Below are 20,405 nucleotides of genomic sequence, written 5' to 3'. Positions count from 1 at the left end.
TGGTTCTGTTTCTGGTGACACTTGCTCGAACAAGCCGGCAAAGCGGATGCCAATGCATGTCGCGCAAAAGTGTGCAGCGGTTTTGCGATAACGACGTGCATAAACACAAGAATCTGAAGCACGTCCCATGAGGCCGGTCGAACGCGACGCGCTTCAGGCATCTCATTCTTCGGCGATGATAAACTGCTCGATCTTCTCCGCTGCCAGTCCGGCCTGGACGGCGATGCGCCGGGCGAGTTCGGCGGCGGCGGCGCGCGGGCGCCCCAGCGGCCGGTCGAGCCAGTAAGATATCGGGCTGAGCGCACGGCGCTCGTCTACGGCGACGATGCGGCCCGACTTCAATTGGTCCACTGTCAACGGCGGACGTGCCAGCGCTATGCCGAGCCCGTGCGCGGCGGCGTCGAGCACGAGGTTGTAGTCCTCGAAACGGCGGTCGTGCGGCCGCGGCCGATAGTCCATCTCCTGCGCCGCAAACCAGGCGCGCCAGGCCGAAGCGTCGGAATCATTGATCACCGGATAGTTGAGCAGCCGGGCAGGATCGCCGCGGCCGATCTCCCTGGCCAATTCCGGCGAGGCGACCGGGAACACATATTCTTCGAAAAGCTGCACCGAGATCCGGCCCGGAATGCGACCGCGCCCGCAGCGGATCGACAGGTCGATGCCCTCGTCAGCAAGATCGCCCTGGCGGATGTCGACATCGAGCACGACACGCAGCTTGGACGGGTGGTTCTCCAGCGCCGCCATGCGCGGCATCAACCACAGCCCGCTGACCGAGGGGATCGAGGTCAGCCGCACCACCGCCGTGCCGCGCGGCTCGACCCAACGGTCCGAATTGCTGGCGATCAGGGCGAAGGCTTCGGTGGTGCGCAGATGCAGGCGATTGCCTTCGACGGTTAGCGAGACGCCGCGCGCGCCGCGATCGAAGACTTTCAGCCCGAGCCAGTTCTCGAGCTTGGCGATCTGCCGGCTGACGGCGCCATGGGTGATGTTGAGCTTCTCGGCCGCCGCCGAAAAGCTGCCGGTCCGAGCCGCGGCGTCGAAGGCGCGCAGCGTTTCAAGCGGCAGCATCGGGTCTAAGCTGTGATCCATAGTCACAGGTGATCCTCGATTTGTTCGTTTGTCAATCGGCCCGCGATAACGTTTCTCTATTTCATGGCATTGGATCGCGAGGACACCCAGATGAGCGCTTACACCGGCACGTTGAATACGACACAGCGCATGGATGCCACGGCGGCCGTCGCGGTGGCGCTGACGGTGGTCGGCTGGGCCTCGGCCTTTCCGGCGATCCGCGCCGGCCTTGCCGCCTTCGGGCCGCTGGAACTTGGCGCGCTGCGCTTTGCCATCGCCGCGGTTCCGGCGGCGATCTTTCTCGCGGTCAAGCGGCCGGCACTGCCCAGGCTCGATGAACTCTGGCGCTTTGCCTTCGGTGGTGCCGTCTTCGTCGCGCTCTACACGGTGATGCTCAATTTCGGCGAGCTGACCGTTTCGGCCGGTGCGGCCGGCTTCATCATCAATGTCAGCCCGATCTTCACCGCCATCATGGCCATGGCGCTGCTTGGCGAACGCTTCTCAGGCCTCGCCTGGGCCGGCACATTCCTGTCCTTCGCCGGAATCGGCATCATCGCCATGGGCGAGGGGCAAGGGCTGCATTTCAACAATGGTGCGCTGCTTGTCCTCGGCTCGGCGCTGTGCTCGGCCGTCAACACCATCGTCCAGAAGCCGCTGTTTGGTCGCCACCACCCACTGACCATCTCGGCCTCGAACATGGTGCTTGGCGCGCTCTGCCTGTCGCCGTTCCTGCCGAACGGTCTGGCGCAGGCGGCGGTCGCCGATACCGCCGGGCTCGGTGCCGTCATCTTTCTCGGCATCGTACCCAGCCTGATTGCCTATGCCGCCTGGGCAACAGCGCTTTCCCGGCTGCCCGCCGCGCGCGCCTCGAACTTCCTCTATCTGGTGTCGCCGGTGGCGACCCTGATCGGTTTCTTCTGGCTGGGCGAAGTACCGACCCTGCTCGGCATCATCGGCGGTGCTCTGGCGCTGGGCGGCGTCATCGTGGTGAATTTGAAGAGGTGAATTAGAGGGTTCGGAGGCTTGCTTGAATCAAAAAGAGCCGTATCGAACGGCTCTTTTTGATTTCCCCTCTCCGGTTTGCTTCGCAAACCACCTCTCCCCACCTTGTGGGGCGAGGAACCCAAGGTTTTCAAGATTGCGCCTTTGGCGATTAGCGTTTCCTCGCCCCACCAAAGTGGGGGAGAGGTGGCCGCGGAGCGGCCGGAGAGGGGGCTGCGCCAGCGGACGTTGTAAGCCGCAGGCCCTACCGCCGCCCGAACAACCGCTCGATATCAGCAAGCTTGAGCTCGATGTAGGTCGGACGGCCATGATTGCAGGTGCCGGAGCCGGGCGTCGCCTCCATCTGCCGCAGCAGCGCATTCATCTCTTCGGGCTTGAGCAGCCGGCCGGAACGCACCGAGCCGTGGCAGGCCATGGTCGCGGCTATCCTGTCCAGCCGCTCCTTCAGCGTGTCGACCGTGTCGTTGTCGGCGATCTCGTCGGCGAGGTCGCGCACCAGCTGCTGGACGTTGGTCTCGCCGAGCATCGACGGCGTCTCGCGCACCGCGACGGCACCGGGGCCGAAGCGCTCGATGCCGAGGCCGAAGCGGGCGAGCGTCTCGGAGTGCATGGCGAGCCGCTCGGCATCCTCTTCCGGCAGGTCGACGATCTCCGGCAACAACAGCATCTGCGACGGCACGGCGCGCGCATGCAGCGCGTTCTTCAAGGCCTCGTAGACCAGCCGCTCGTGCGCCGCGTGCTGGTCGACGATGACAAGCGAATCCCTGGTCTGGGCGACGATATAGTTCTCATGCACTTGCGCGCGCGCGGCGCCCAGTGCCGTGCCGAGCAACGTCTCCGCCGCTTCGTTTTGGCCGGCGCGCGCGTCGGCACTGTGCAGCGGCCCGGCGTCGAAGGCCGCCTGCTCGTCCTCGCCGAAGCCGCCGCCCATATCGAGCGGCCGCTGTGGCGAGCGGGCAGGATCGAACCCGGCAAAGCCGGAGGCCCGGTAGGCGGCCTCGTAGCTGCGGTGACCGTTGGCCGGGCCGCCATGCGCATAGGATGCCGCGCCGGGCCGGAACGCCGCCATCATGCCGGCGGCCCCGGTGGTGGCGGCGCGGATGCCGGCGTTGGCCAGCGCTTCGCGGATGGCGCCGACGATCAGCCCGCGCACCAGCCCCGGATCGCGGAAGCGCACGTCTGCCTTGGCCGGATGGACATTGACGTCGACGATCGCCGGATCGAGCGTCAGGAACAGCACGGTGACGGCATGGCGGTCGCGCGGCAGCACGTCGGCGAAGGCGCCGCGGATGGCGCCGGCGATCAGTTTGTCACGCACCGGCCGGCCGTTGACATAGGCATATTGCTGCAGCGCGTTGGCGCGGGTGAAGGAGGGGACCGAGACATGGCCGGCGAGATGCACGCCGTCGCGCGTCGCGTCGATGGCGATCGCATTGTCGGGAAAGTCGGCGCCCATCACCTGCGCCACCCGGCGCAGCCGGCCTTCCGGGCTGTCGTCGGTCGCCGGCAGTTCCAGCGTCGAGCGGTCCGGGCCGGCCAGCGTGAAGCGCACGGCGGGGAAGGCGATGGCGATGCGCTTGATCACGTCGCCAATGGCCGAGCTTTCGGCGCGCTCGCCCTTCATGAATTTGAGCCGAGCCGGCGTGGCGAAGAACAGGTCGCGCACCTCGACCGTGGTGCCGCGATTGGCCGCCGCCGGTCTGACGGCGGAGACGCGGCCGCCGTCGATGCCGATCTCGGCGGCGTTTTCACTGGACGCGGTGCGCGAGCGGATCGACAGCCGCGCCACCGAGCCAATCGACGGCAAAGCCTCGCCGCGGAAGCCAAGCGAGCGGATGTCGTGAATGTTGTCGGCGAGCTTGGAGGTGCAATGGCGCGCAATCGCCAGCGCCAGTTCCTTTTCCGGAATGCCCAAGCCGTCGTCGCTGACGCGGATCAGGTTCAGCCCGCCACCGGCGGTGACGATCTCGATGCGCGTCGCGCCGGCGTCGAGCGCATTCTCGACCAGTTCCTTGACCACGCTTGCCGGACGCTCGATGACTTCGCCGGCGGCGATCTGGTTGATCATCGTTTCGGAAAGCTGGCGGATGGGCATGGCAGCACTATAGGCGGATTCGTGGTCGATGCGGGAGGGCGGAATTGAGGAAATCCGCGGAGCTGACCGCGACCGTGCTTTCAACTCATGAGCTTGGGCAGCGCTGCCGCGAGTGCGTCGACGGCAAGGCGGACTTTCATCGGCAGATGTGGCGTCTGCAACCACAGCGCATGGACATCATAGAGAAACTTCGGCTGTTCCGGCAACAGCGGGACAAGTACACCCGCCTGAATGCGCTGGCGAACCAGCCAGTATGGCAGCCAGGCGAGCCCCATGCCGGCCGCCGCGGCATCGGCGATGGCATCGAGGTCGTCGAGCCGCAATCTGCTGACGGGCCGGATCTCCATTGCGGGCTGGCCGCTGCGCGGAAACAACCACGGCTGAACGGCACGACCCGAACGGCGGTAGATGATCGCACGATGGCTGCCGAGGTCATCTATCTCCTGCGGCTCGCCGTGCCGGTCGAGATAGGACGGCGACGCGCAGACGACCATCTGCTGGCGCGCGATGCGACGCGCTATCACCCCGGTCTGGTCCTCCAGATCACCCGTTCGGATGGCAAGGTCGCAGCCATCCTCGGCGAGGTCGGCGAGGGCGTCGCTGAACGACAGGTCCAGTTCCAGCGCCGGATATTGCTGCGCAAGCCCGAACAGGATCGGGGCAACGCAGCGCCGGCCGAAATGCATCGGCATGAGCACGCGCAGCTTTCCGCGCGGCTCGGCAAGCTGGTCAGCGGCAAGCGCATCCGCGGCCTCCGCTTCAGCAAGCACCAGCCGGCAGCGTTCATAATAGGCGCGCCCGAAATCCGTCAGGCTTTGGCGGCGCGTGGTCCGGTTGATGAGGCGCACGCCTAGGCGCTCCTCGAGAAACCGGACATGCTTGCCGACCATCGGCCCGGACAGATCGAGAGCGGCCGCCGCGGCTGCGAACGAGCCCAGGTCGACGGCTTTGACGAACACGGCCATGCTAGTAAGGCGATCCATATTCAAAACCCACAGTTTCTGCTGATCTACTCAAATGGCTATTTATCCGCCTGATCGCCGCTGGCATAGCACATTCAGTTCAAATATTTTGGAGTCGTGACCGATGGCACGTGTCGTTCGTTTTTATGAGCTGGGTGGTCCCGAGGTTCTGCGCATCGAGAATGTCGATATTCCTGCGCCCGCGCGGGGCGAGGTCCAGATCCGCGTCAAGGCGTTGGGTATAAACCGGGCCGAGGCGCTACTGCGTTCGGGGACCTACATCCAGACCGCGCCGTTGCCTTCCGGTCTTGGGCTCGAGGCGGCGGGTATCGTCGAGATGGTCGGCGAAGGCGTGGACGGCCTTGCGCCGGGGGATGCCGTCAGCGTCGTGCCGCCATTGTCGATGGCCCGCTGGCCTGCCTATGGTGAGATTGCCACATATCCCGCCGAGCTCGTCGTCAAGCATCCACCATCGCTGAGTTGGGAAGAAGCCGCCGCAGCGTGGATGCAATATCTCACAGCCTGCGGTGCGCTGATCGACATTGCCAACCTCCAAAGCGAGGACTTTGTTGTCATTACCGCGGCCTCGAGCAGCGTCGGACTTGCGGCGATCCAGATCGCCAACATGATTGGCGCGACCCCGATCGCGGTCACACGGACGTCTGCCAAGAAGCGGGCTTTGCTTGAGTTCGGCGCGGCCCATGCCATCGCCTCGGCAGAGGAGGATCTGGAATCCAGGTTGAAGCAAATCGCCGGCCCGGACGGCGTGCGCGTGGTGTTCGACGCCGTCGGCGGCCCGATCTTCGAGCCTCTGACGGCAGCGATGGCTCCGGGTGGCATTCTCATCGAATATGGCGGCTTGAGCCTCGACCCGACACCCTTTCCGCTGTCCGCAGTGCTGGCCAAGACACTGACGCTGCGCGGTTATCTCGTCCATGAGATCGTGCGCGATCCGGTCCGGCTGCAGGCCGCCAAGGCGTTCATCCTTGACGGACTGAGCTCGGGTTCGCTGAAGCCGGCAATCGCCAGAACCTTTCCCTTCGACCAGATCGTCGAGGCGCACCGTTATCTCGAATCGAACGAACAATTCGGCAAGATCGTCGTGACGGTTTGACCGGGCATTTATCGGCCTCACGCCTGCGCCGCCAGCCAGTCCCGTACCTTGCCGGCATTGTCGCTGAGCTCGCGGTTCCTCGACCAGATGACATGAAAGCCCTTGCCGGTCGTCATCGTGTGGCCGGTGACGCGCACCAGCAGCCCTGATGCCAGCAGCCGCTCGGCGAGGTGACCCCAGCCGAGCGCGATGCCTTGCCCTTCCATCACTGCCTGGATCACCAGCGCATAGTCGTTGATACGCAAGCCACGTCCGGCATCGACGATGTCTACACCGGCCGAGGCGAACCACTCGTCCCAGCTCGCGGCCTCGCGAAACGGCTCTTCGAGATGGATGAGGCGGTGCGATTGAAGGTCCGCGACACGCTCCGGCAGCCCGAACCGGGCCACATAACTAACACCGGCAACGGGGAATATCACTTCATCGGCCAGCGGCAGCGAATGATAGTCCGGCCATTCTTTTGGCTCGCCGCCGCGGACACCGAGCGGGATATCCTCGGCGATGATGTCGAGATCGCGGTCGGCGGTCTGGATGCGCAGGTCGATGCCCGGCAGTTCGTCGCGAAACTGCTGCAGGCGCGACATCATCCAGAACGAGGCGAAGGCGGTCGAGGCGGCGAGCGTCACATGCGCGCCGACGGCGACCTGGCGCAGGTCCTCCGCCGACTTGCGGATGTGCGACAGGCCGAGCGAGACATCGGCATGGAAGCGGTCGCCGGCTTCGGTCAGGATGACTTGCCGGTGGCGGCGCTGGAAGAGTTTCGCGCCGAGCTGCTCTTCGAGCCCACGGATCGCATAGGAGACGGCAGCCTGCGTCATGCCGAGCTCGCGCCCGGCGGCGGTAAAGCTCGACAGCCGCCCGGCGGCCTCGAAGACGATCAGGCTGCCGGCCGACGGCAGCAGGTGGCGTAAGTTTCGCATAAGCTGAGCTTATACAAGAGATCAGGATTTTCCAGCGTCACAGCTGCATTTTGTCTGGCTAGATTGGTTGCCAACAGGAATATGGAGCCTCCATGAACGCACCGGCCGTTGAAGTGAGCGAACACACCAATCGTCGCGCGGGTGGCCGCCTGGGGCGCAAGGCGCTGCGGGGAGCTCCCGTGGCGTCATTTCCGACCCTGGTTCGCAAGATTCCGGTGTATCAGATGGTCCCGGACGAGGCGGTGGAGCTCATCCACCAGGAGTCGCTCTCCATCCTCGAAGAGGTGGGATGCGAGTTCCGCGACGACGAGGCTATCGCAATGTGGAAGGCGGCGGGCGCCGATGTCTCGGAGACAAGGGTCCGCATAGACCGCGCCCTGCTGATGGACCTCGTATCGAAGGTCCCGTCGGAGTTCACGCTCAATGCGAGGAATCCCCAGCGTTCCGTACGTGTGGGTGGCAACAACTCCATCTTCGTGCCGATGTACGGGGCACCTTACGTGCGCGACCTCGACAACAACAGGCGCTACGGCACACTCGCCGACCTCAACAATTTCCACAAGCTCGCCTACATGGCGCCGGCGCTGCATTCGTCGAGCTCGATCATTTGCGAGCCGATGGAAATCGCGGTGCCGAAGCGTCACCTCCACATCATTCATTCGGCGCTGAAGCACTCCGACAAGCCGTTCATGGGCATCGTGACCTCCAAGGATCGAGCCGAAGACACGATGGCGATGGCAGGTATCGTGTTCGGCGAGGACTATGTCCGCGACAACCCGGTCCTGGTGGCGATCACCAACTGCAATTCGCCGCTGGTCTGGGATGCCACCATGCTGGACGCGATGAAAGTCTATGCGCGCCACAACCAGCCGCTGATCCTCGCGCCCTTCGCCCTTTGCGGCGCCTCGACTTCGGCCTCTGCCGTGGGTGCGGTCGCGCAGGTCAATGCCGAAGCGCTGGCGGGCGTCGCGTTCACACAGCTATTGCGTCCGGGTTCGCCGCAGATCTACGGACAGTTCATGGTGACGGTCGACATGAAGACCGGCGCTCCCATGGGCGGCACGCCGGAGGCGGCCCAGATGATGTATCTCATGGGCGCGCTGGCGCGGAAGTATCGGCTGCCGTGGCGCACGTCCGGTTTCCATGTCGGCTCGAAGCTGAACGACGCCCAGGCGGGCTACGAGGCGAACATGCTGATGCATGCCGCCATCCTTGCCGGCGCCAACTACATCTGGCACTCCGCCGGTTGGCTCGAGGCCGGCCTGACCTGCGGCTATTCGAAATTTGCGACAGACTGCGAGCAGCTTGTCGGCTGGTACAAATATGCTGGCGGGCTGCCATTCGACGATTTCAAGGAGGCTATGGCGGCTATCCGCGAGGTCGGACCGCAGGGCCATTTCCTTGGCACCCAGCACACGCTCGAACATTTCGAGTCTGCCTTCTTCATACCGAGCATCATGGACTTCAATTCGTTCGAACAGTGGAAGGCGGAAGGAGCAAAGGACCACGACACCCGCGGCCGCGAGAAAGCACGCAACATGCTCGCCGATTACGAGGAGCCGAAGCTCGATGAGGGCATCGCCGATGGTCTCAAAGATTTGATTGCGCGGCGCGAGGAGAAACTGCCGGACAGCGTTAGTTGATAACGGGCGAAGACCCGATGGGAACCATAACGGAGGAAAAAATGACACTCTTCAGAAGCAACGGTGATCGCGTACCGAGCGCCATCGAAGCGATGGCCAGCGAGGCTCGTGCAGGTCGTGTGGATCGGCGCGAGTTTCTGGCTCTGGCAAGCGCCTTCGGCGCATCGACGGCCTTTGCCTACGGCATGATCGGCCTTGCCGTGCCGCAGCGGGCTTTGGCTGAAGAGCCGAAGAAAGGCGGCACGCTGCACGTTTCGATGTCGGTGAAGGCACAAAAGGATCCGCGCACTTACGACTGGGTAGAGATGGCAAACATCACCCGCAGCTGGCTCGAACCGCTTGTTCGCTACACGCGTCAGTTCACATTCGAGCCGGTTCTGCTCGAAAGCTGGGACGTCAATGACGATGCCACCGAATACGTGCTGCATGTGCGCAAGGGCATAACCTGGAACAACGGCGATGCTTTCAGCGCCGATGATGTGGCCTATAATCTGACGCGCTGGTGCGAAAAGGCTGCCGCCGGCAACTCCATGGCCGCGCGCGTTGGTGCGCTGATCGATGCAAAGACCGGCAAGGCCAGGGAAGGGGCGATCACCAAGGTCGACGACAACACGGTGAAGCTGAAGCTGAACGAACCGGACATCTCGCTGATCCCGAACTTCACCGACTATCCGGCGCTCGTGGTCCATCGCAACTTCGACGCCGATGGCGCCAATCCGATCGAGAAGCCGATTGGCACCGGGCCGTTCGAACTGGTGTCCTATGCGGTCGGCCAGAAAGCGGTCGTCAAGCGCCGTGAGACTGGCAAGTGGTGGGGCGGTGAAGCGCTTCTCGACGGCGTCGAATTCATCGACTACGGAACCGATTTCAACGCCTCGATAAATGCATTCGACTCCGGCGAAATCGATCTCAACTTCGAGACGCCGGCCGACTTCATAGACATTCTCGACAAGATGGGGCTGGTCAAATCGGAGGTCGCGACAGCGACCACGCTCGTCGCCCGGACCAACATCACGAACAAGCCCTATGACGACAAGCGGGTTCGCAACGCCCTCCAGATGGCCGTCGACAACCAAGCGGTGCTCGAACTTGGCTATGCCGCGCGAGGCACTGTTGGTGAAAACCACCACGTCAGCCCGATTCATCCGGAATACTATGCGCTGCCCAAGAAGACACGCGACGCCGCGGGGGCCAGGAAGCTGATGGCGGATGCCGGGCAGGCCGACTTCGAGCATGAACTGATCACCGTCGAGGACGATTGGCAAAAGAACACCGGCGACGCTATTGCCGGCCAGTTGCGCGATGCCGGGATCAAGGTGAAGCGCACCGTGCTGCCGGGTTCGACCTTCTGGAACGACTGGACGAAATACCCCTATTCGATGACCATCTGGTACATGCGCCCGCTTGGCGTCCAGGTGCTGGCGCTCGGCTATCGCACCGGCGAGGCCTGGAACGAAACCGGCTACTCGAACCCTGATTTCGATGCCAAGCTCAAGCAGGCTCTCTCGCTGATCGACGTCGAGAAGCGCCGCGAGGTCATGAAGGACATCGAGCAGATCCTGCAGGATTCGGGCGTCATCATTCAGCCGTTTTGGCAGAAGCTGTTCAGCCACATGAACGAGAAGGTGAAGAACTACGGTGTCCACCAAACCTTCGAGATGGATCTCCAGAACGTCTGGCTGAACGCCTGAGGTGCCGGCAGAGGACGCGTTGCAGGATTTCATGGACCGCAAGAAAGCCGACGGGCAAGATGCGTGGTACTGATGGCTTCCGTCAGTGAACAATCGGGGACACGCATGAAACTGCCACTTTTTGTTGCCGCGCTTTCGATGGCCTTGCCGGCGGCCGCGTTTGCCGGCCCTGCTGCCAACGCCGTGAAGTTCTTCTATGTCCCGTCGGTCAAATTCGAGGCCGATGCGCAATATCGCGACCGCTTCACCGCGCCAGTCACGAAACTGTTCGAACTGAACGACAATGCGGCAAAGAACCATCCGGATGAAGTTCCCTGCATCGACTTCGCCCCTGGTCTCGATGCGCAGGACTATGACGAGAAGACCGTGGCCAAGACGCTGACCCTGGCTGAAACGCTCAATGGCGACAGCGCCGAGGTGACGGCGACGTTCAACCTTTTCCCGGAAGGCGATGATTCCAAACGCGAAATGGTCTGGTCGTTGAAAAAGGTCGACGGCCAGTGGAAGATCGCCGACATCACCTCGAAGACCAGCGGCTGGACGCTGAGTGCGCTCGAATGCCTGGCCGGGCAGCCCCCGGAGTGATGCCGTGCTCCGCTGCCGTCCCTGGGTTCTGGCGACTGCGTGGCTGCTGGCTGGATTGAGCAGCGTCGCCGCTCAGGGCTTGTTGGGCGCTCCAGCCGACAGTGCGGCACCTCCGCCGGCAGTTTTGCCGCCGGCAGAAAACGCGCCGGCCGCACCCGTGCAGCCGGGCTCGCCGACGGCGGTGGTGAAGCCGTTCTACGAGCATGCCGGGCTCGAGGTCGATCCGGCTCAGCGGGGCCATTTCACCGACCCGGCAAAGTCAGTGCTCGACAAGAGCGACGCGCTGCGGAAGTCGGGGCAGGGCGAGTGCCTCGATCCCAACATGGCGCTCGACAATGCCGAATACGACAAGGCGGAGATCGACAAGAGCCTGAAGACCATCGAAGCGGTCAACGGCGACGAGGCCAAGGTCGTCGTCGCCTTCGTCGTCTCCGGCGGTCCGCACCGGCTGGAATGGAAGTTCAAAAAGATCGACGGCGACTGGAAAATATCGGACCTGCTCTCGGTGACCGGCGAATGGGCGCTAAGCCAATACCAGTGTGAGTGAGAACGGAACCGATGAAGATCAGCAACATCCGCGTCACCCACGTCAACGTCCCGCTCGATGCTCCGTTCTGGTGGACGGCTGGTCTCTACAGCGGCGCCTCGAAATCGATCGTCGAGGTCGAGACGGACGAAGGCGTGGTCGGACTGGGCGAGGCGCCATGGTGGCATTTCGGCGAGGTGATCAAGGCCGAGATCGCGCCGGCGCTGATTGGCGCCGATCCACTCGACATCGCCGACTGCGAGGCGCGCTGTGTGCCGCCCTGGCAGATCACCGCCAACACCGGCGAGAACGCAGCCACGGTGGCGTTCGGCGCCGTCGAACTGGCGCTGTGGGATATAAGAGGCAAGGTCTTCGGCATGCCGCTCTATAAGCTGCTCGGCGGCGCGGTGCGCAAGGACATTCCGTTTTCGGAATATTTCGCCTTTCGCCCCGCTCAAGGCGGAGCCGGCGGCGAGATGACCGCCGAAGCGATCGTCGACTACTGTCTCGGCATGCGAGAACAGCACGGCTCGACGATCTTCGAGGGCAAGCTGATCATGGGCGATCCCGAGCTCGAGATCAGGACAGTGCGCATGCTGCGCGAGGCGCTTGGCGATAAGGCGCAGATCAGACTCGATTCCAACATGCAGTGGTCGCTGACCACAGCGCGCTGGGTACTGCGCGAGATCGAGCCGTTCAACATCCGCAATTACGAGGATCCGGTCGCGACCTTCGAGGAGATGGCAGCGCTGCGCCAGCATTCGCGCATTCCGTTCTCCACGCACATCCCGGATCTCAGACGGGCAGTCGCGCTCGGTGCGCCGGATTACTTCGTCTGCAATTTCGCAGCACTCGGCGGATTGTCGAAAACTCTGAAATTCATCGCCGCCTGTGAGGCGATGGGCAAGGGGTTCTGGTGCTATTCGAACGATCTCGGCATCATGACATCGGCTTATCTGCACGTCGTGGCGGCGACACCGTGGATCACCGAAGCATCGCAGTCGCTGTTTCGCTGGCAGATCGGCGATGTCATCAAGGACGGTCCTTTCCGCCAGACGGGCAATACGGTGCGCGTGCCGGAGGGTGACGGGCTGGGCGTCGAACTCGATCCGGCTGCGATGAAGCGCTGGGCGGGCCACTTCGCCGAACACGGGCCGATGGGCCATTTCAGCGACCCGAACAATCCCGGCCGCTACCGGCGGCTCCCGCTCAACTGATGCAACGTATTTTCCTCAGAAACTCAGGCTCACCCGCGCCCGCGATAGGGGGCGACGCCGGTGTCGGGCAGCCACACACCTTCCGGCGGCGCGCCGGTTTGCCAGAACACGTCGATCGGAATGCCGCCGCGCGGATACCAGTAGCCGCCGATGCGCAACCACAATGGCTTGGTCGCGGCGATGATGCGGCGGCCGATCATGACGGTGCATTCTTCGTGGAAGGCGCCATGGTTGCGAAACGAGGTCATAAACAGCTTGAGCGACTTCGATTCCACCAGCAGCGCATCGGGTGCGTAGTCGATGACGATATGGGCGAAGTCCGGCTGGCCGGTGACCGGGCAGAGCGAAGTGAATTCCGGGCAGGTGAAGCGAACGATGGCCGGCGGGCCGTCGCCGCGCGAAAACGGCACGGTTTCCAGGACTGCCGCTTCGGGACTCTGTGGAGCCTCGACGTTGGTGCCGAGCTGGGTGAGGTTTTTCGTATCGGTCATGAGCAGGTTCCTTGCTGCATGTCGCCCAAAACTGTGCAGCGGATTTGAGACAGCGACATGCGTAAAAACAAAAATTTGCCGCTCATTAGCACAATTTGAAGCAGCAGGAAGACGATGACTAGCAACGACCCGCTCCTCCAGCCCTATCAGCTCAAGCATCTGACGCTGAAGAACCGGGTGATGTCGACCAGCCATGAGCCGGCTTATTCCGAGGACGGCATGCCAAAGGAGCGGTACCGGCTCTACCATGCCGAAAAGGCCAAGGGCGGCATGGCGCTGACCATGACCGCCGGTTCGGCGATCGTCTCGCGCGACAGCCCGGCCGCTTTTGGCAATCTGCATGTCTATGAGGACCGCATCGTGCCATGGCTCGCCGAGCTTACCGATGCCTGCCACGAGCACGATTGCAAGGTGATGATACAGATCACCCATCTCGGCCGCCGCACCGGTTGGAACAAGGCCGACTGGCTGCCGGTCCTGTCCGCCTCGCCGGTGCGCGAACCGGCGCATCGCGCCTTTCCCAAGATTATCGAGGACTGGGATATCGAGCGCATCGTCGCCGACTATGCGGCGGCCGCCCAGCGCTGCCAGGCAGCCGGTCTCGATGGCATCGAATTCGAGGCCTATGGCCACCTGATGGACGGCTTCTGGTCGCCGGCCACCAACCAGCGCGACGACGATTTCGGCGGCTCGCTCGACAACCGGCTGCGCTTCACCGGCATGGTGCTCGATGCGGTGCGTGCCGCGGTCGGCGAAAAGTTCGTCGTCGGCATCCGCATGGTCGCCGACGAGGATTTCGAGAAAGGCCTGTCGAAACAGGAAGGCGTCGAAATCGCCAGGCGGCTGGCCGGCTCCGGCAAGGTCGATTTCCTCAACATCATCCGTGGCTCGATCGAGACCGATGCCGCGCTGACAAAAGTCATTCCGGTGACCGGCATGCGGTCGTCGCCGCATCTCGACTTCGCCGGCGAGATCAGGGCGGCGACCAAATTCCCGACCTTCCATGCGGCGCGGATTTCCGACGTCGCCACCGCGCGTCACGCCATCGCCACCGGCAAGCTCGACATGGTCGGCATGACCCGCGCCCATATCGCCGACCCGCACATCGTCAAAAAAGTGATGGAGGGCCGCGAGCACGAGATCCGTCCTTGCGTCGGCGCAACCTACTGCCTCGACCGCATCTATGAGGGCGGCGAGGCGCTGTGCATCCACAATGCGGCGACAGGCCGCGAGGCTGATATCCCGCATATCATCCCGAAAACCGAGGGACCGAAGCGGAAGGTGGTCGTCGTCGGCGCCGGCGTCGGCGGGCTGGAGGCAGCGCGCGTCGCTGCCGAACGCGGGCACCAGGTGACGGTGCTGGAAGCATCGAGCCAGGCCGGCGGCCAGGTGCGGCTGGCAGCGCAGAACCCGCGCCGCAAGGAATTGATCGGCATCATCGACTGGCGTCTGGCCGAACTCGACCGGCTCGCTGTCGAGATCCGCTACGATACCTGGGCGGAGAAGGACGACGTGCTGGCGCTGTCGCCCGACGTGGTGGTGATCGCCACCGGCGGCCTGCCGCAGAACCCGCCTCTGACGGCGGGCGACGATCTCGTCACTTCGAGCTGGGACATCATGGCCGGCAGCGTCAAGCCGGCCGAGAATGTACTGCTCTATGACGACAATGGCGGCCATCAAGGCATGGGTGCTGCCGAACTGATCGCCAATAGCGGCGCCAGGCTGGAGCTGGTTTCACCAGAGCGCTTCTTCGCCCCGGAAATGGGCGGCATGAACCATGTGCCCTACATGCGCGCTTTTCAGGAAAAGGGTGTCACGGTGACCATCAACACACGGCTGCGTTCGGTGCGGCGCGAGGGCAACCAGCTGATCGCCGAGCTCGCCTCCGACTTTGCCGATGGCTGGCGCGGCGAGCGGCGGGTCGACCAGGTGGTGGTCGAGCATGGCACGCTGCCGCTCGACGATCTCTATCTGGCGCTGAAGCCGCTGTCGAAGAACGCCGGCGCGATCGATTACGAAAAACTGATCAATGGCGGCGACATCTTTCCGGTGCGCAATCCGCGGAGTGGCTTCGTGCTCTTCCGCATCGGCGACGCAGTCGCCTCACGCAACATCCATGCCGCCATCTACGATGGCATCAGGTTCGGCTTGCGGATCTGAGGAATATTTTGGATTGATTGGTGGCGCGCAGCCGAACCTCCGTACGGAGAGCCACCACGGTACTTCGGTCCGGTCTGCGCGCCGCGCACGCCGCCGGCCATCGCCGGGCACCGTACGATCTTGCGATTGCGGCAGGACGTTCAAAACATCCTGGCGGTGGCCATGCAGAACACCGTGATGACCAGCAGCCCGCCGGCGATGCGCTCGCCTTTTGTCATCTTCGCGCGCAACTGGGTTTGCTTCGCCGCATCAGCGCCGGCCAGCTGCCTGCTGGCGGAACCCACCAGCGCGCCCTGAACCCCGGCGGCGATCAACGCCGTCAAAATGCCCAGCGCCAGGACCTTCTCCATCGAGCCGAAAGAGCCGTTGTGGAAGAAATACCAAAGCAGCAAACCAGTGAGGAAAACCACGCCGGCCGCGCCCATTTGCGGCCGGAAGAAACGTTCCGCCCTGATCTCCGGTTCGCGGGCAACCGCGATGGTGGTGCCGGCCCAGAACACACCCGCCATGACGTGAAGGCCGAGGACGATGATGTAGACATATTGCATGACCGCATTTCCTCTCTTGCCCACCGCTAACCGTATTGATAGATATCAAATGATTAGATGTCAACGCATAAGCTCGAGCCGGTTCCATAGGCTTTGCCCTTGTTCTAGTGTCGGATCATGACGCCCTTTGACCGCCCGCCGATCGGGATGAATCTCGCCCGCACCGCCAAGCTGGTCGCGCAGGCTTTCGACGCTGCCTTGGTCGAGGCCGGCGGCACGCTGCCGGTCTGGGTCACTTTGCTGTCGGTCAAATCGCGGGAGCTGGCCAACCAGCGCGAGCTCGCCGGCATGATCGGTATTCGGGGCGCAACGCTGACCCACCATCTCAACGCCATGGAGACGCAAGGCCTGTTGATGCGGCGCCGCGATCCCGAGAATCGCCGGGTTCACCAGGTGGAGCTGACCCAAGCCGGAGAAGCGTTGTTCCTGAAATTGCGCACCGCCGCGTTAGCCTTCGACAAACGGCTGCGGAAAGGACTGTCCGACGACAGGCTGGCGGAGTTTGCACAGGTGCTGGCGGCGCTGCGGGCCAATGTCGAGGGTTAGAAATTAAGGCTAGCAAAGGCCTGCGCGAAATTTCGCTGAAGGATGCCAGGGCTACACTCTCGGCGGTGCTTGATGAGGTCGTCGCGGGAGAACCGGCCATCATCACCCGGCACGGCCGCAAGCAGGCGGTCATTTTGTCGTTTCAGGACTACGAAAGACTCCGCGTGTGCCCAGCTTTGGACAATTTCTGGCAGCATTTCCCGGCGATGAGGGTGACTTTCCGCCTCGTCTCAGGTCGGTTCGCAAGGCCGAACCATGACGGATCTACGCCCGGCTGCCCTGCAGCACTGTCAGCCTGGCCTTTTTCGGTGTCCGCGCCACCAGCCATTCGCGCACCCTGTCCGGCGGCATCGGGAAAGCGATGGAATAGCCTTGCACCTGGTCGCAGCCGATCGCCATCAGCGAGTCGAGCTCGGCTTCGGTTTCGGCGCCCTCGGCAACGATCGAGATGCCGAGACCGCGGGCGAGCTCGGTGAGGGCACGCACGATCTTGGTGTTGCCGCTGTTCTCGTTGATGTTCTGGACGAAGCGGCGATCGATCTTCAGCCGGTCGATCTCGTTTGGATTGACATGGCTGAGCGATGCGTAGCCGGTGCCGAAATCATCGAGCTCAAGATGGATGCCGGCGGCGCGGATGTGCCGCAGCTTTGCCGCGATACCGGTCTTCTCGTCGTCGAGAATGACGGATTCGACGATCTCCAGCGATAGTTTGTGCGCTGGCAGGCCAGCCCTTTCCACCGTATCGAACAGGAAGACTTCAAAATCTGTCTCGCGCAGCTCCGAACCGGATACGTTGACGGCGATCCGTCCGAAGGCGATGCCTGCGCGGTTCCATTCGGCTGCTTCGTCGATCGCTTTGGCAATGACGATCCGGCCGATCTCGGGCATCAAGCCGCATTTTTCCGCGATCGGAATGAACTCGCCCGGCGCGATCATGCCGCGTTCGGCATGCCTCCAGCGAACCAAAGCCTCGATACCACTGATGGCACCGTCCGACAGGGACACCTGCGGCTGGAAATAGACTTCGAACGCCTTCTCAGAGATGGCGACCCTGATGTCGAGCTCGAGCTGCTTTCGACTGTCGAGTTCGCGCCTCAGCTCATCGGAGAAGAACGATAAACTGCCGCCGCCCTGCCTCTTGGCTGAATACAGCGCCAGATCGGCATGGACGAGCAGGTCCTGCGCATTGTCGGCATCGATCGGATAGACCGCAATCCCGGCACTTACGCCCGGATGGATCGTCGTTCCCCGGAAAATGACCGGCGCATTGAGTTTGGCCAGCATGCGCCTGGCGACGATATCGATGTCATCGATGCTGCCGGCGTCGTTGAGGATCACAACGAATTCATCGCCTCCGAGACGCACGTTGAGATCCGACGTTCGGCAGGAATCGCGCATACGCTGCGCGGCCACCACCAGCACATAATCGCCGGCGGCATGGCCGAGCGCGTCGTTGATCTGCTTGAACCGGTCGAGGTCGAACTGCACCACGGCGACCCGCTCACGCCTTCGCTGCGCACCGCTGATGAACGTGTCGAAATGGTCGGTCAGGAAGGTGCGGTTGTGCAGGCCGGTCAGCCCGTCATGCACCGCAATAAAGGCCATGGAATTGCGTGCGTCGACCAGCTCGCGCGTCCGGCGCAAGATGGCATTCGACATCGGCCGGAAAATGAAAAGTGCCACCAGCAGGATGACGCCGATGGTCGAATAGAACAATGTGCGATGAAGATCGAGGAGCCTTTCGGAGCGCTGGTCCGCGTAGGCGCTGATGCGCTGGCCGAGTGCTGCGTAGCCCGACAATGTTGCGTTGGCAACGGAAGCGTCAAGGTTGACGCGCTCCTCTCCGCCCTTGTAGCCGCCGCTGCCGGTCGTGTTGAGCCGCGATTCGAATGAAGATATCAGGCGCTCGCCGTTGGCGATGAGCCCGACCGAGAAATAGTCGAGATGGTACGGCTTGGCGAAAAGCACGCTCTCGATCGATTTCGGGTCGAACCTTGCCGGCGACACCGGATCGGCGGCGGTCCGCTCGAGCAGCAGATCGTAATTCTTCTCGAACTCCACCGTCGCTTGCTTGAGCGCGGTAACCAGGGTGCGCTGTTGATCGCGCTGGGCGCTGCCTGTCGCGCCGGCAAGGAAGACGATGCGCTGCGACAGGGCTCTTTGTGTGCTGACGATATCGAGCAGCGCCTGATTGTGCCGTTGGGTCGCCATCACCTGTTGCAGCAGGATGAAAGAGGCCATGACCATGGCGGCTATGATCAGCAGAGCCAGCCAGTAGCCGGATTTGATCAGGAGTATGAGCCTGCCCGAAAGGGCGTGCACCGGCTGCTGCGACATTTTCTGAGGCGGCCTCTCGCCAACGAATTCTTGTGCGACAACCTTTGGCTTCAAAGTGTTAACAGGTTTGGGACGGCAGCAGGCCGGCGGCGGCGACCGTGGCGGGAAACCCGCAAAGTGGTTATTGCAATCTTTCGCGGTGCCTCCGCATTTGAACATCGTGGCCTCTGCCGTGCCATTGCCGCCACCGAAGCGGTCGCTTTTGCGATGGATTTTTCGTCCGCGCGGCGCGACAGTCCTCATCGATCTCAACAGGGCCTGATCATGACCGAAGCATTCCTTTCCCACATCGACAGCGAGCTTGAAGGACTGAAATCGGCAGGCCTCTATAAATCCGAGCGGGTGATAACCTCGACCCAATCGGCCGAGATCGAGGTCGGCGGTGAAAAGGTGCTGAATTTCTGCGCCAATAATTATCTCGGCCTCGCCGACAGCGCCGAACTGCGGGAAGCGGCCAGGCAGGCGCTCGACCGCTACGGCTACGGCATGGCGTCGGTGCGCTTCATCTGCGGCACGCAGGAGGAACACAAGCAGCTCGAGGCGACCATTTCTGATTTCCTCGGCATGGAGGACACCATCCTCTACGGCTCCTGCTTCGACGCCAATGGCGGCCTGTTCGAGACGCTGCTCGGCGAAGAGGATGCGGTCATCTCCGATGCGCTGAACCACGCCTCGATCATCGACGGGGTACGGCTGTCGAAGGCAAAGCGCTTCCGCTACGCCAACAACGACATGGCCGATCTCGAAGCGCGGTTGAAAGAGGCGCGCGACTGCCGGTTCCGGCTGATCGCCACCGACGGCGTGTTCTCGATGGATGGCATCATCGCCAATCTGAAAGGCGTCTGCGACCTCGCCGACAAATACGATGCGATGGTCATGGTGGACGACAGCCATGCAGTTGGTTTCGTCGGCAGGAATGGCCGTGGCTCGGCCGAACATTGTGGCGTCGAGGGCAGGGTGGACATCATCACCGGCACGCTCGGCAAGGCATTGGGTGGCGCCTCCGGCGGCTACACGTCGGGCAGGAAGCAGGTGGTCGACTGGCTGCGCCAGCGCTCGCGGCCCTATCTTTTTTCCAACACGCTGATGCCGGCGATCGCCGGCGCCTCGATCCGGGTGTTCGAACTGATCCGCAATGGCGACGCGTTGCGTCAGCGCCTATATGCCAACGCAGCGCGGTTTCGCTCCGAGATGGGCAGGCTCGGCTTTACGCTGGCCGGCGCCGACCATCCGATCATCCCGGTGATGCTGGGCGACGCGACGCTGGCGCAGGAAATGGCGGCGCGGATGCTGAAGCGCGGTATCTATGTCATCGGCTTCTCTTTCCCGGTGGTGCCGAAGGGCCAGGCGCGCATCCGCACGCAGATGTCGGCCGCCCATTCCAGCGCAGATATCGATCGTGCGGTTGAGGCGTTCGCCGCAGTCGGTCGCGAACTCGGCGTGATTTCCTGAACGGCCGGAACCGAAAAGCGATTCCGGATCAAGAGATTTCAAGCGACT

General features: G+C 63.1%; 17 protein-coding genes and 1 pseudogene. 11 read left to right on the top strand and 7 right to left on the bottom strand.

Translation table 11 applies throughout. The annotated features are described in order from the left end of the window. Nucleotides 1–162: 162 nt before the first annotated feature. Nucleotides 163–1,089 carry a LysR family transcriptional regulator gene (locus RQ479_RS09235; protein WP_376704852.1) on the bottom strand — a complete coding sequence of 309 codons (927 nt, stop codon included), beginning with the start codon at nucleotides 1,087–1,089 and terminating at the stop codon, nucleotides 163–165. 90 nt (nucleotides 1,090–1,179) lie between these two features. Here RQ479_RS09235 and RQ479_RS09230 point away from each other — a divergent pair, with 90 nt between their 5' ends. Beyond that, nucleotides 1,180–2,073, top strand: coding sequence for a DMT family transporter (locus tag RQ479_RS09230; RefSeq protein WP_376704851.1), 894 nt, complete (start codon nucleotides 1,180–1,182; stop codon nucleotides 2,071–2,073). A gap of 241 nt (nucleotides 2,074–2,314) precedes the next feature. On the opposite strand, the gene mutL is transcribed toward RQ479_RS09230, so the two are convergent. Both mutL and RQ479_RS09220 read right to left on the bottom strand, forming a co-directional pair. Next, nucleotides 2,315–4,165 carry a DNA mismatch repair endonuclease MutL gene (gene mutL / locus RQ479_RS09225; protein WP_376704850.1) on the bottom strand — a complete coding sequence of 617 codons (1,851 nt, stop codon included), beginning with the start codon at nucleotides 4,163–4,165 and terminating at the stop codon, nucleotides 2,315–2,317. Nucleotides 4,166–4,245: 80 nt separating this feature from the next. Then, nucleotides 4,246–5,148 carry a LysR family transcriptional regulator gene (locus tag RQ479_RS09220; protein ID WP_376704849.1) on the bottom strand — a complete coding sequence of 301 codons (903 nt, stop codon included), beginning with the start codon at nucleotides 5,146–5,148 and terminating at the stop codon, nucleotides 4,246–4,248. A 103-nt stretch (nucleotides 5,149–5,251) separates the two neighbouring features. Here RQ479_RS09220 and RQ479_RS09215 point away from each other — a divergent pair, with 103 nt between their 5' ends. After that, nucleotides 5,252–6,241 (top strand): zinc-dependent alcohol dehydrogenase family protein, encoded by a 990-nt coding sequence (locus RQ479_RS09215; RefSeq protein WP_376704848.1) that lies wholly within the window; start codon nucleotides 5,252–5,254, stop codon nucleotides 6,239–6,241. 17 nt (nucleotides 6,242–6,258) lie between these two features. Here the strand turns inward: RQ479_RS09215 and RQ479_RS09210 are convergent, their stop codons facing one another. Continuing rightward, nucleotides 6,259–7,161 carry a LysR substrate-binding domain-containing protein gene (locus tag RQ479_RS09210; RefSeq protein ID WP_376704847.1) on the bottom strand — a complete coding sequence of 301 codons (903 nt, stop codon included), beginning with the start codon at nucleotides 7,159–7,161 and terminating at the stop codon, nucleotides 6,259–6,261. A gap of 92 nt (nucleotides 7,162–7,253) precedes the next feature. On the opposite strand from RQ479_RS09210, the gene RQ479_RS09205 reads away from it, so the two are divergent. The 5 genes from RQ479_RS09205 (at nucleotide 7,254) to RQ479_RS09185 (ending at nucleotide 12,823) form a co-directional block, all read left to right on the top strand. Further along, nucleotides 7,254–8,804, top strand: a complete 1,551-nt coding sequence (locus tag RQ479_RS09205; protein ID WP_352465444.1) for a trimethylamine methyltransferase family protein — start codon at nucleotides 7,254–7,256, stop codon at nucleotides 8,802–8,804. A 41-nt stretch (nucleotides 8,805–8,845) separates the two neighbouring features. Continuing rightward, complete coding sequence (locus RQ479_RS09200; protein WP_376704846.1) at nucleotides 8,846–10,495, top strand: ABC transporter substrate-binding protein; 1,650 nt, start codon at nucleotides 8,846–8,848, stop codon at nucleotides 10,493–10,495. A gap of 105 nt (nucleotides 10,496–10,600) precedes the next feature. Next, a complete protein-coding gene (locus RQ479_RS09195) occupies nucleotides 10,601–11,080 on the top strand; it encodes a DUF3828 domain-containing protein (protein ID WP_292656262.1) in 480 nt (159 codons plus the stop codon). Between the two features lie 4 nt (nucleotides 11,081–11,084). Next, nucleotides 11,085–11,627, top strand: coding sequence for a hypothetical protein (locus tag RQ479_RS09190; RefSeq protein ID WP_376704845.1), 543 nt, complete (start codon nucleotides 11,085–11,087; stop codon nucleotides 11,625–11,627). 11 nt (nucleotides 11,628–11,638) lie between these two features. After that, nucleotides 11,639–12,823: a mandelate racemase/muconate lactonizing enzyme family protein gene (locus RQ479_RS09185; RefSeq protein ID WP_376704844.1), complete on the top strand. Its 1,185-nt coding sequence runs from the start codon at nucleotides 11,639–11,641 to the stop codon at nucleotides 12,821–12,823. Nucleotides 12,824–12,852: 29 nt separating this feature from the next. Here the strand turns inward: RQ479_RS09185 and queF are convergent, their stop codons facing one another. Beyond that, nucleotides 12,853–13,314, bottom strand: coding sequence for a preQ(1) synthase (gene queF / locus RQ479_RS09180; protein ID WP_023674394.1), 462 nt, complete (start codon nucleotides 13,312–13,314; stop codon nucleotides 12,853–12,855). Nucleotides 13,315–13,428: 114 nt separating this feature from the next. On the opposite strand from queF, the gene RQ479_RS09175 reads away from it, so the two are divergent. Continuing rightward, nucleotides 13,429–15,474 (top strand): FAD-dependent oxidoreductase, encoded by a 2,046-nt coding sequence (locus tag RQ479_RS09175; protein WP_376704843.1) that lies wholly within the window; start codon nucleotides 13,429–13,431, stop codon nucleotides 15,472–15,474. A 140-nt stretch (nucleotides 15,475–15,614) separates the two neighbouring features. Here the strand turns inward: RQ479_RS09175 and RQ479_RS09170 are convergent, their stop codons facing one another. Then, on the bottom strand, nucleotides 15,615–15,983 hold the full coding sequence (locus RQ479_RS09170; protein WP_245274614.1) for a hypothetical protein: 369 nt from the start codon (nucleotides 15,981–15,983) through the stop codon (nucleotides 15,615–15,617). A 156-nt stretch (nucleotides 15,984–16,139) separates the two neighbouring features. Here RQ479_RS09170 and RQ479_RS09165 point away from each other — a divergent pair, with 156 nt between their 5' ends. Continuing rightward, nucleotides 16,140–16,568, top strand: coding sequence for a MarR family winged helix-turn-helix transcriptional regulator (locus tag RQ479_RS09165; RefSeq protein WP_023674397.1), 429 nt, complete (start codon nucleotides 16,140–16,142; stop codon nucleotides 16,566–16,568). 20 nt (nucleotides 16,569–16,588) lie between these two features. After that, nucleotides 16,589–16,827 (top strand): annotated as a pseudogene (locus RQ479_RS09160) (type II toxin-antitoxin system Phd/YefM family antitoxin). Nucleotides 16,828–16,832: 5 nt separating this feature from the next. Here RQ479_RS09160 and RQ479_RS09155 read toward each other — a convergent pair. Further along, complete coding sequence (locus RQ479_RS09155) at nucleotides 16,833–18,905, bottom strand: putative bifunctional diguanylate cyclase/phosphodiesterase (protein ID WP_376704842.1); 2,073 nt, start codon at nucleotides 18,903–18,905, stop codon at nucleotides 16,833–16,835. 264 nt (nucleotides 18,906–19,169) lie between these two features. Between RQ479_RS09155 and RQ479_RS09150 the strand changes: the two genes are divergently transcribed. Further along, nucleotides 19,170–20,357: a glycine C-acetyltransferase gene (locus RQ479_RS09150; RefSeq protein WP_376704841.1), complete on the top strand. Its 1,188-nt coding sequence runs from the start codon at nucleotides 19,170–19,172 to the stop codon at nucleotides 20,355–20,357. Nucleotides 20,358–20,405 lie beyond the last annotated feature (48 nt).

Source organism: Mesorhizobium sp. ISC25 (assembly GCF_042295465.1).
In the GTDB taxonomy this organism is placed as follows: domain Bacteria; phylum Pseudomonadota; class Alphaproteobacteria; order Rhizobiales; family Rhizobiaceae; genus Mesorhizobium.
The sequence above is the reverse complement of the archived record's forward strand: the minus strand, read 5'-3'. Positions and strand labels throughout refer to the sequence as shown.

What these genes read in the sequence shown, in the direction of transcription:
- RQ479_RS09205 (WP_352465444.1), top strand. Translation starts at nt 7,254, where the DNA reads ATGAACGCACCGGCCGTTGAAGTGAGCGAACACACCAATCGTCGCGCG.
- RQ479_RS09155 (WP_376704842.1), bottom strand. Translation starts at nt 18,905, where the DNA reads ATGTCGCAGCAGCCGGTGCACGCCCTTTCGGGCAGGCTCATACTCCTG.
- RQ479_RS09235 (WP_376704852.1), bottom strand. Translation starts at nt 1,089, where the DNA reads ATGGATCACAGCTTAGACCCGATGCTGCCGCTTGAAACGCTGCGCGCC.
- mutL (WP_376704850.1), bottom strand. Translation starts at nt 4,165, where the DNA reads ATGCCCATCCGCCAGCTTTCCGAAACGATGATCAACCAGATCGCCGCC.
- RQ479_RS09185 (WP_376704844.1), top strand. Translation starts at nt 11,639, where the DNA reads ATGAAGATCAGCAACATCCGCGTCACCCACGTCAACGTCCCGCTCGAT.
- RQ479_RS09150 (WP_376704841.1), top strand. Translation starts at nt 19,170, where the DNA reads ATGACCGAAGCATTCCTTTCCCACATCGACAGCGAGCTTGAAGGACTG.
- queF (WP_023674394.1), bottom strand. Translation starts at nt 13,314, where the DNA reads ATGACCGATACGAAAAACCTCACCCAGCTCGGCACCAACGTCGAGGCT.
- RQ479_RS09215 (WP_376704848.1), top strand. Translation starts at nt 5,252, where the DNA reads ATGGCACGTGTCGTTCGTTTTTATGAGCTGGGTGGTCCCGAGGTTCTG.
- RQ479_RS09195 (WP_292656262.1), top strand. Translation starts at nt 10,601, where the DNA reads ATGAAACTGCCACTTTTTGTTGCCGCGCTTTCGATGGCCTTGCCGGCG.
- RQ479_RS09230 (WP_376704851.1), top strand. Translation starts at nt 1,180, where the DNA reads ATGAGCGCTTACACCGGCACGTTGAATACGACACAGCGCATGGATGCC.
- RQ479_RS09170 (WP_245274614.1), bottom strand. Translation starts at nt 15,983, where the DNA reads ATGGCGGGTGTGTTCTGGGCCGGCACCACCATCGCGGTTGCCCGCGAA.
- RQ479_RS09210 (WP_376704847.1), bottom strand. Translation starts at nt 7,161, where the DNA reads ATGCGAAACTTACGCCACCTGCTGCCGTCGGCCGGCAGCCTGATCGTC.
- RQ479_RS09165 (WP_023674397.1), top strand. Translation starts at nt 16,140, where the DNA reads ATGACGCCCTTTGACCGCCCGCCGATCGGGATGAATCTCGCCCGCACC.
- RQ479_RS09200 (WP_376704846.1), top strand. Translation starts at nt 8,846, where the DNA reads ATGACACTCTTCAGAAGCAACGGTGATCGCGTACCGAGCGCCATCGAA.
- RQ479_RS09220 (WP_376704849.1), bottom strand. Translation starts at nt 5,148, where the DNA reads ATGGATCGCCTTACTAGCATGGCCGTGTTCGTCAAAGCCGTCGACCTG.
- RQ479_RS09175 (WP_376704843.1), top strand. Translation starts at nt 13,429, where the DNA reads ATGACTAGCAACGACCCGCTCCTCCAGCCCTATCAGCTCAAGCATCTG.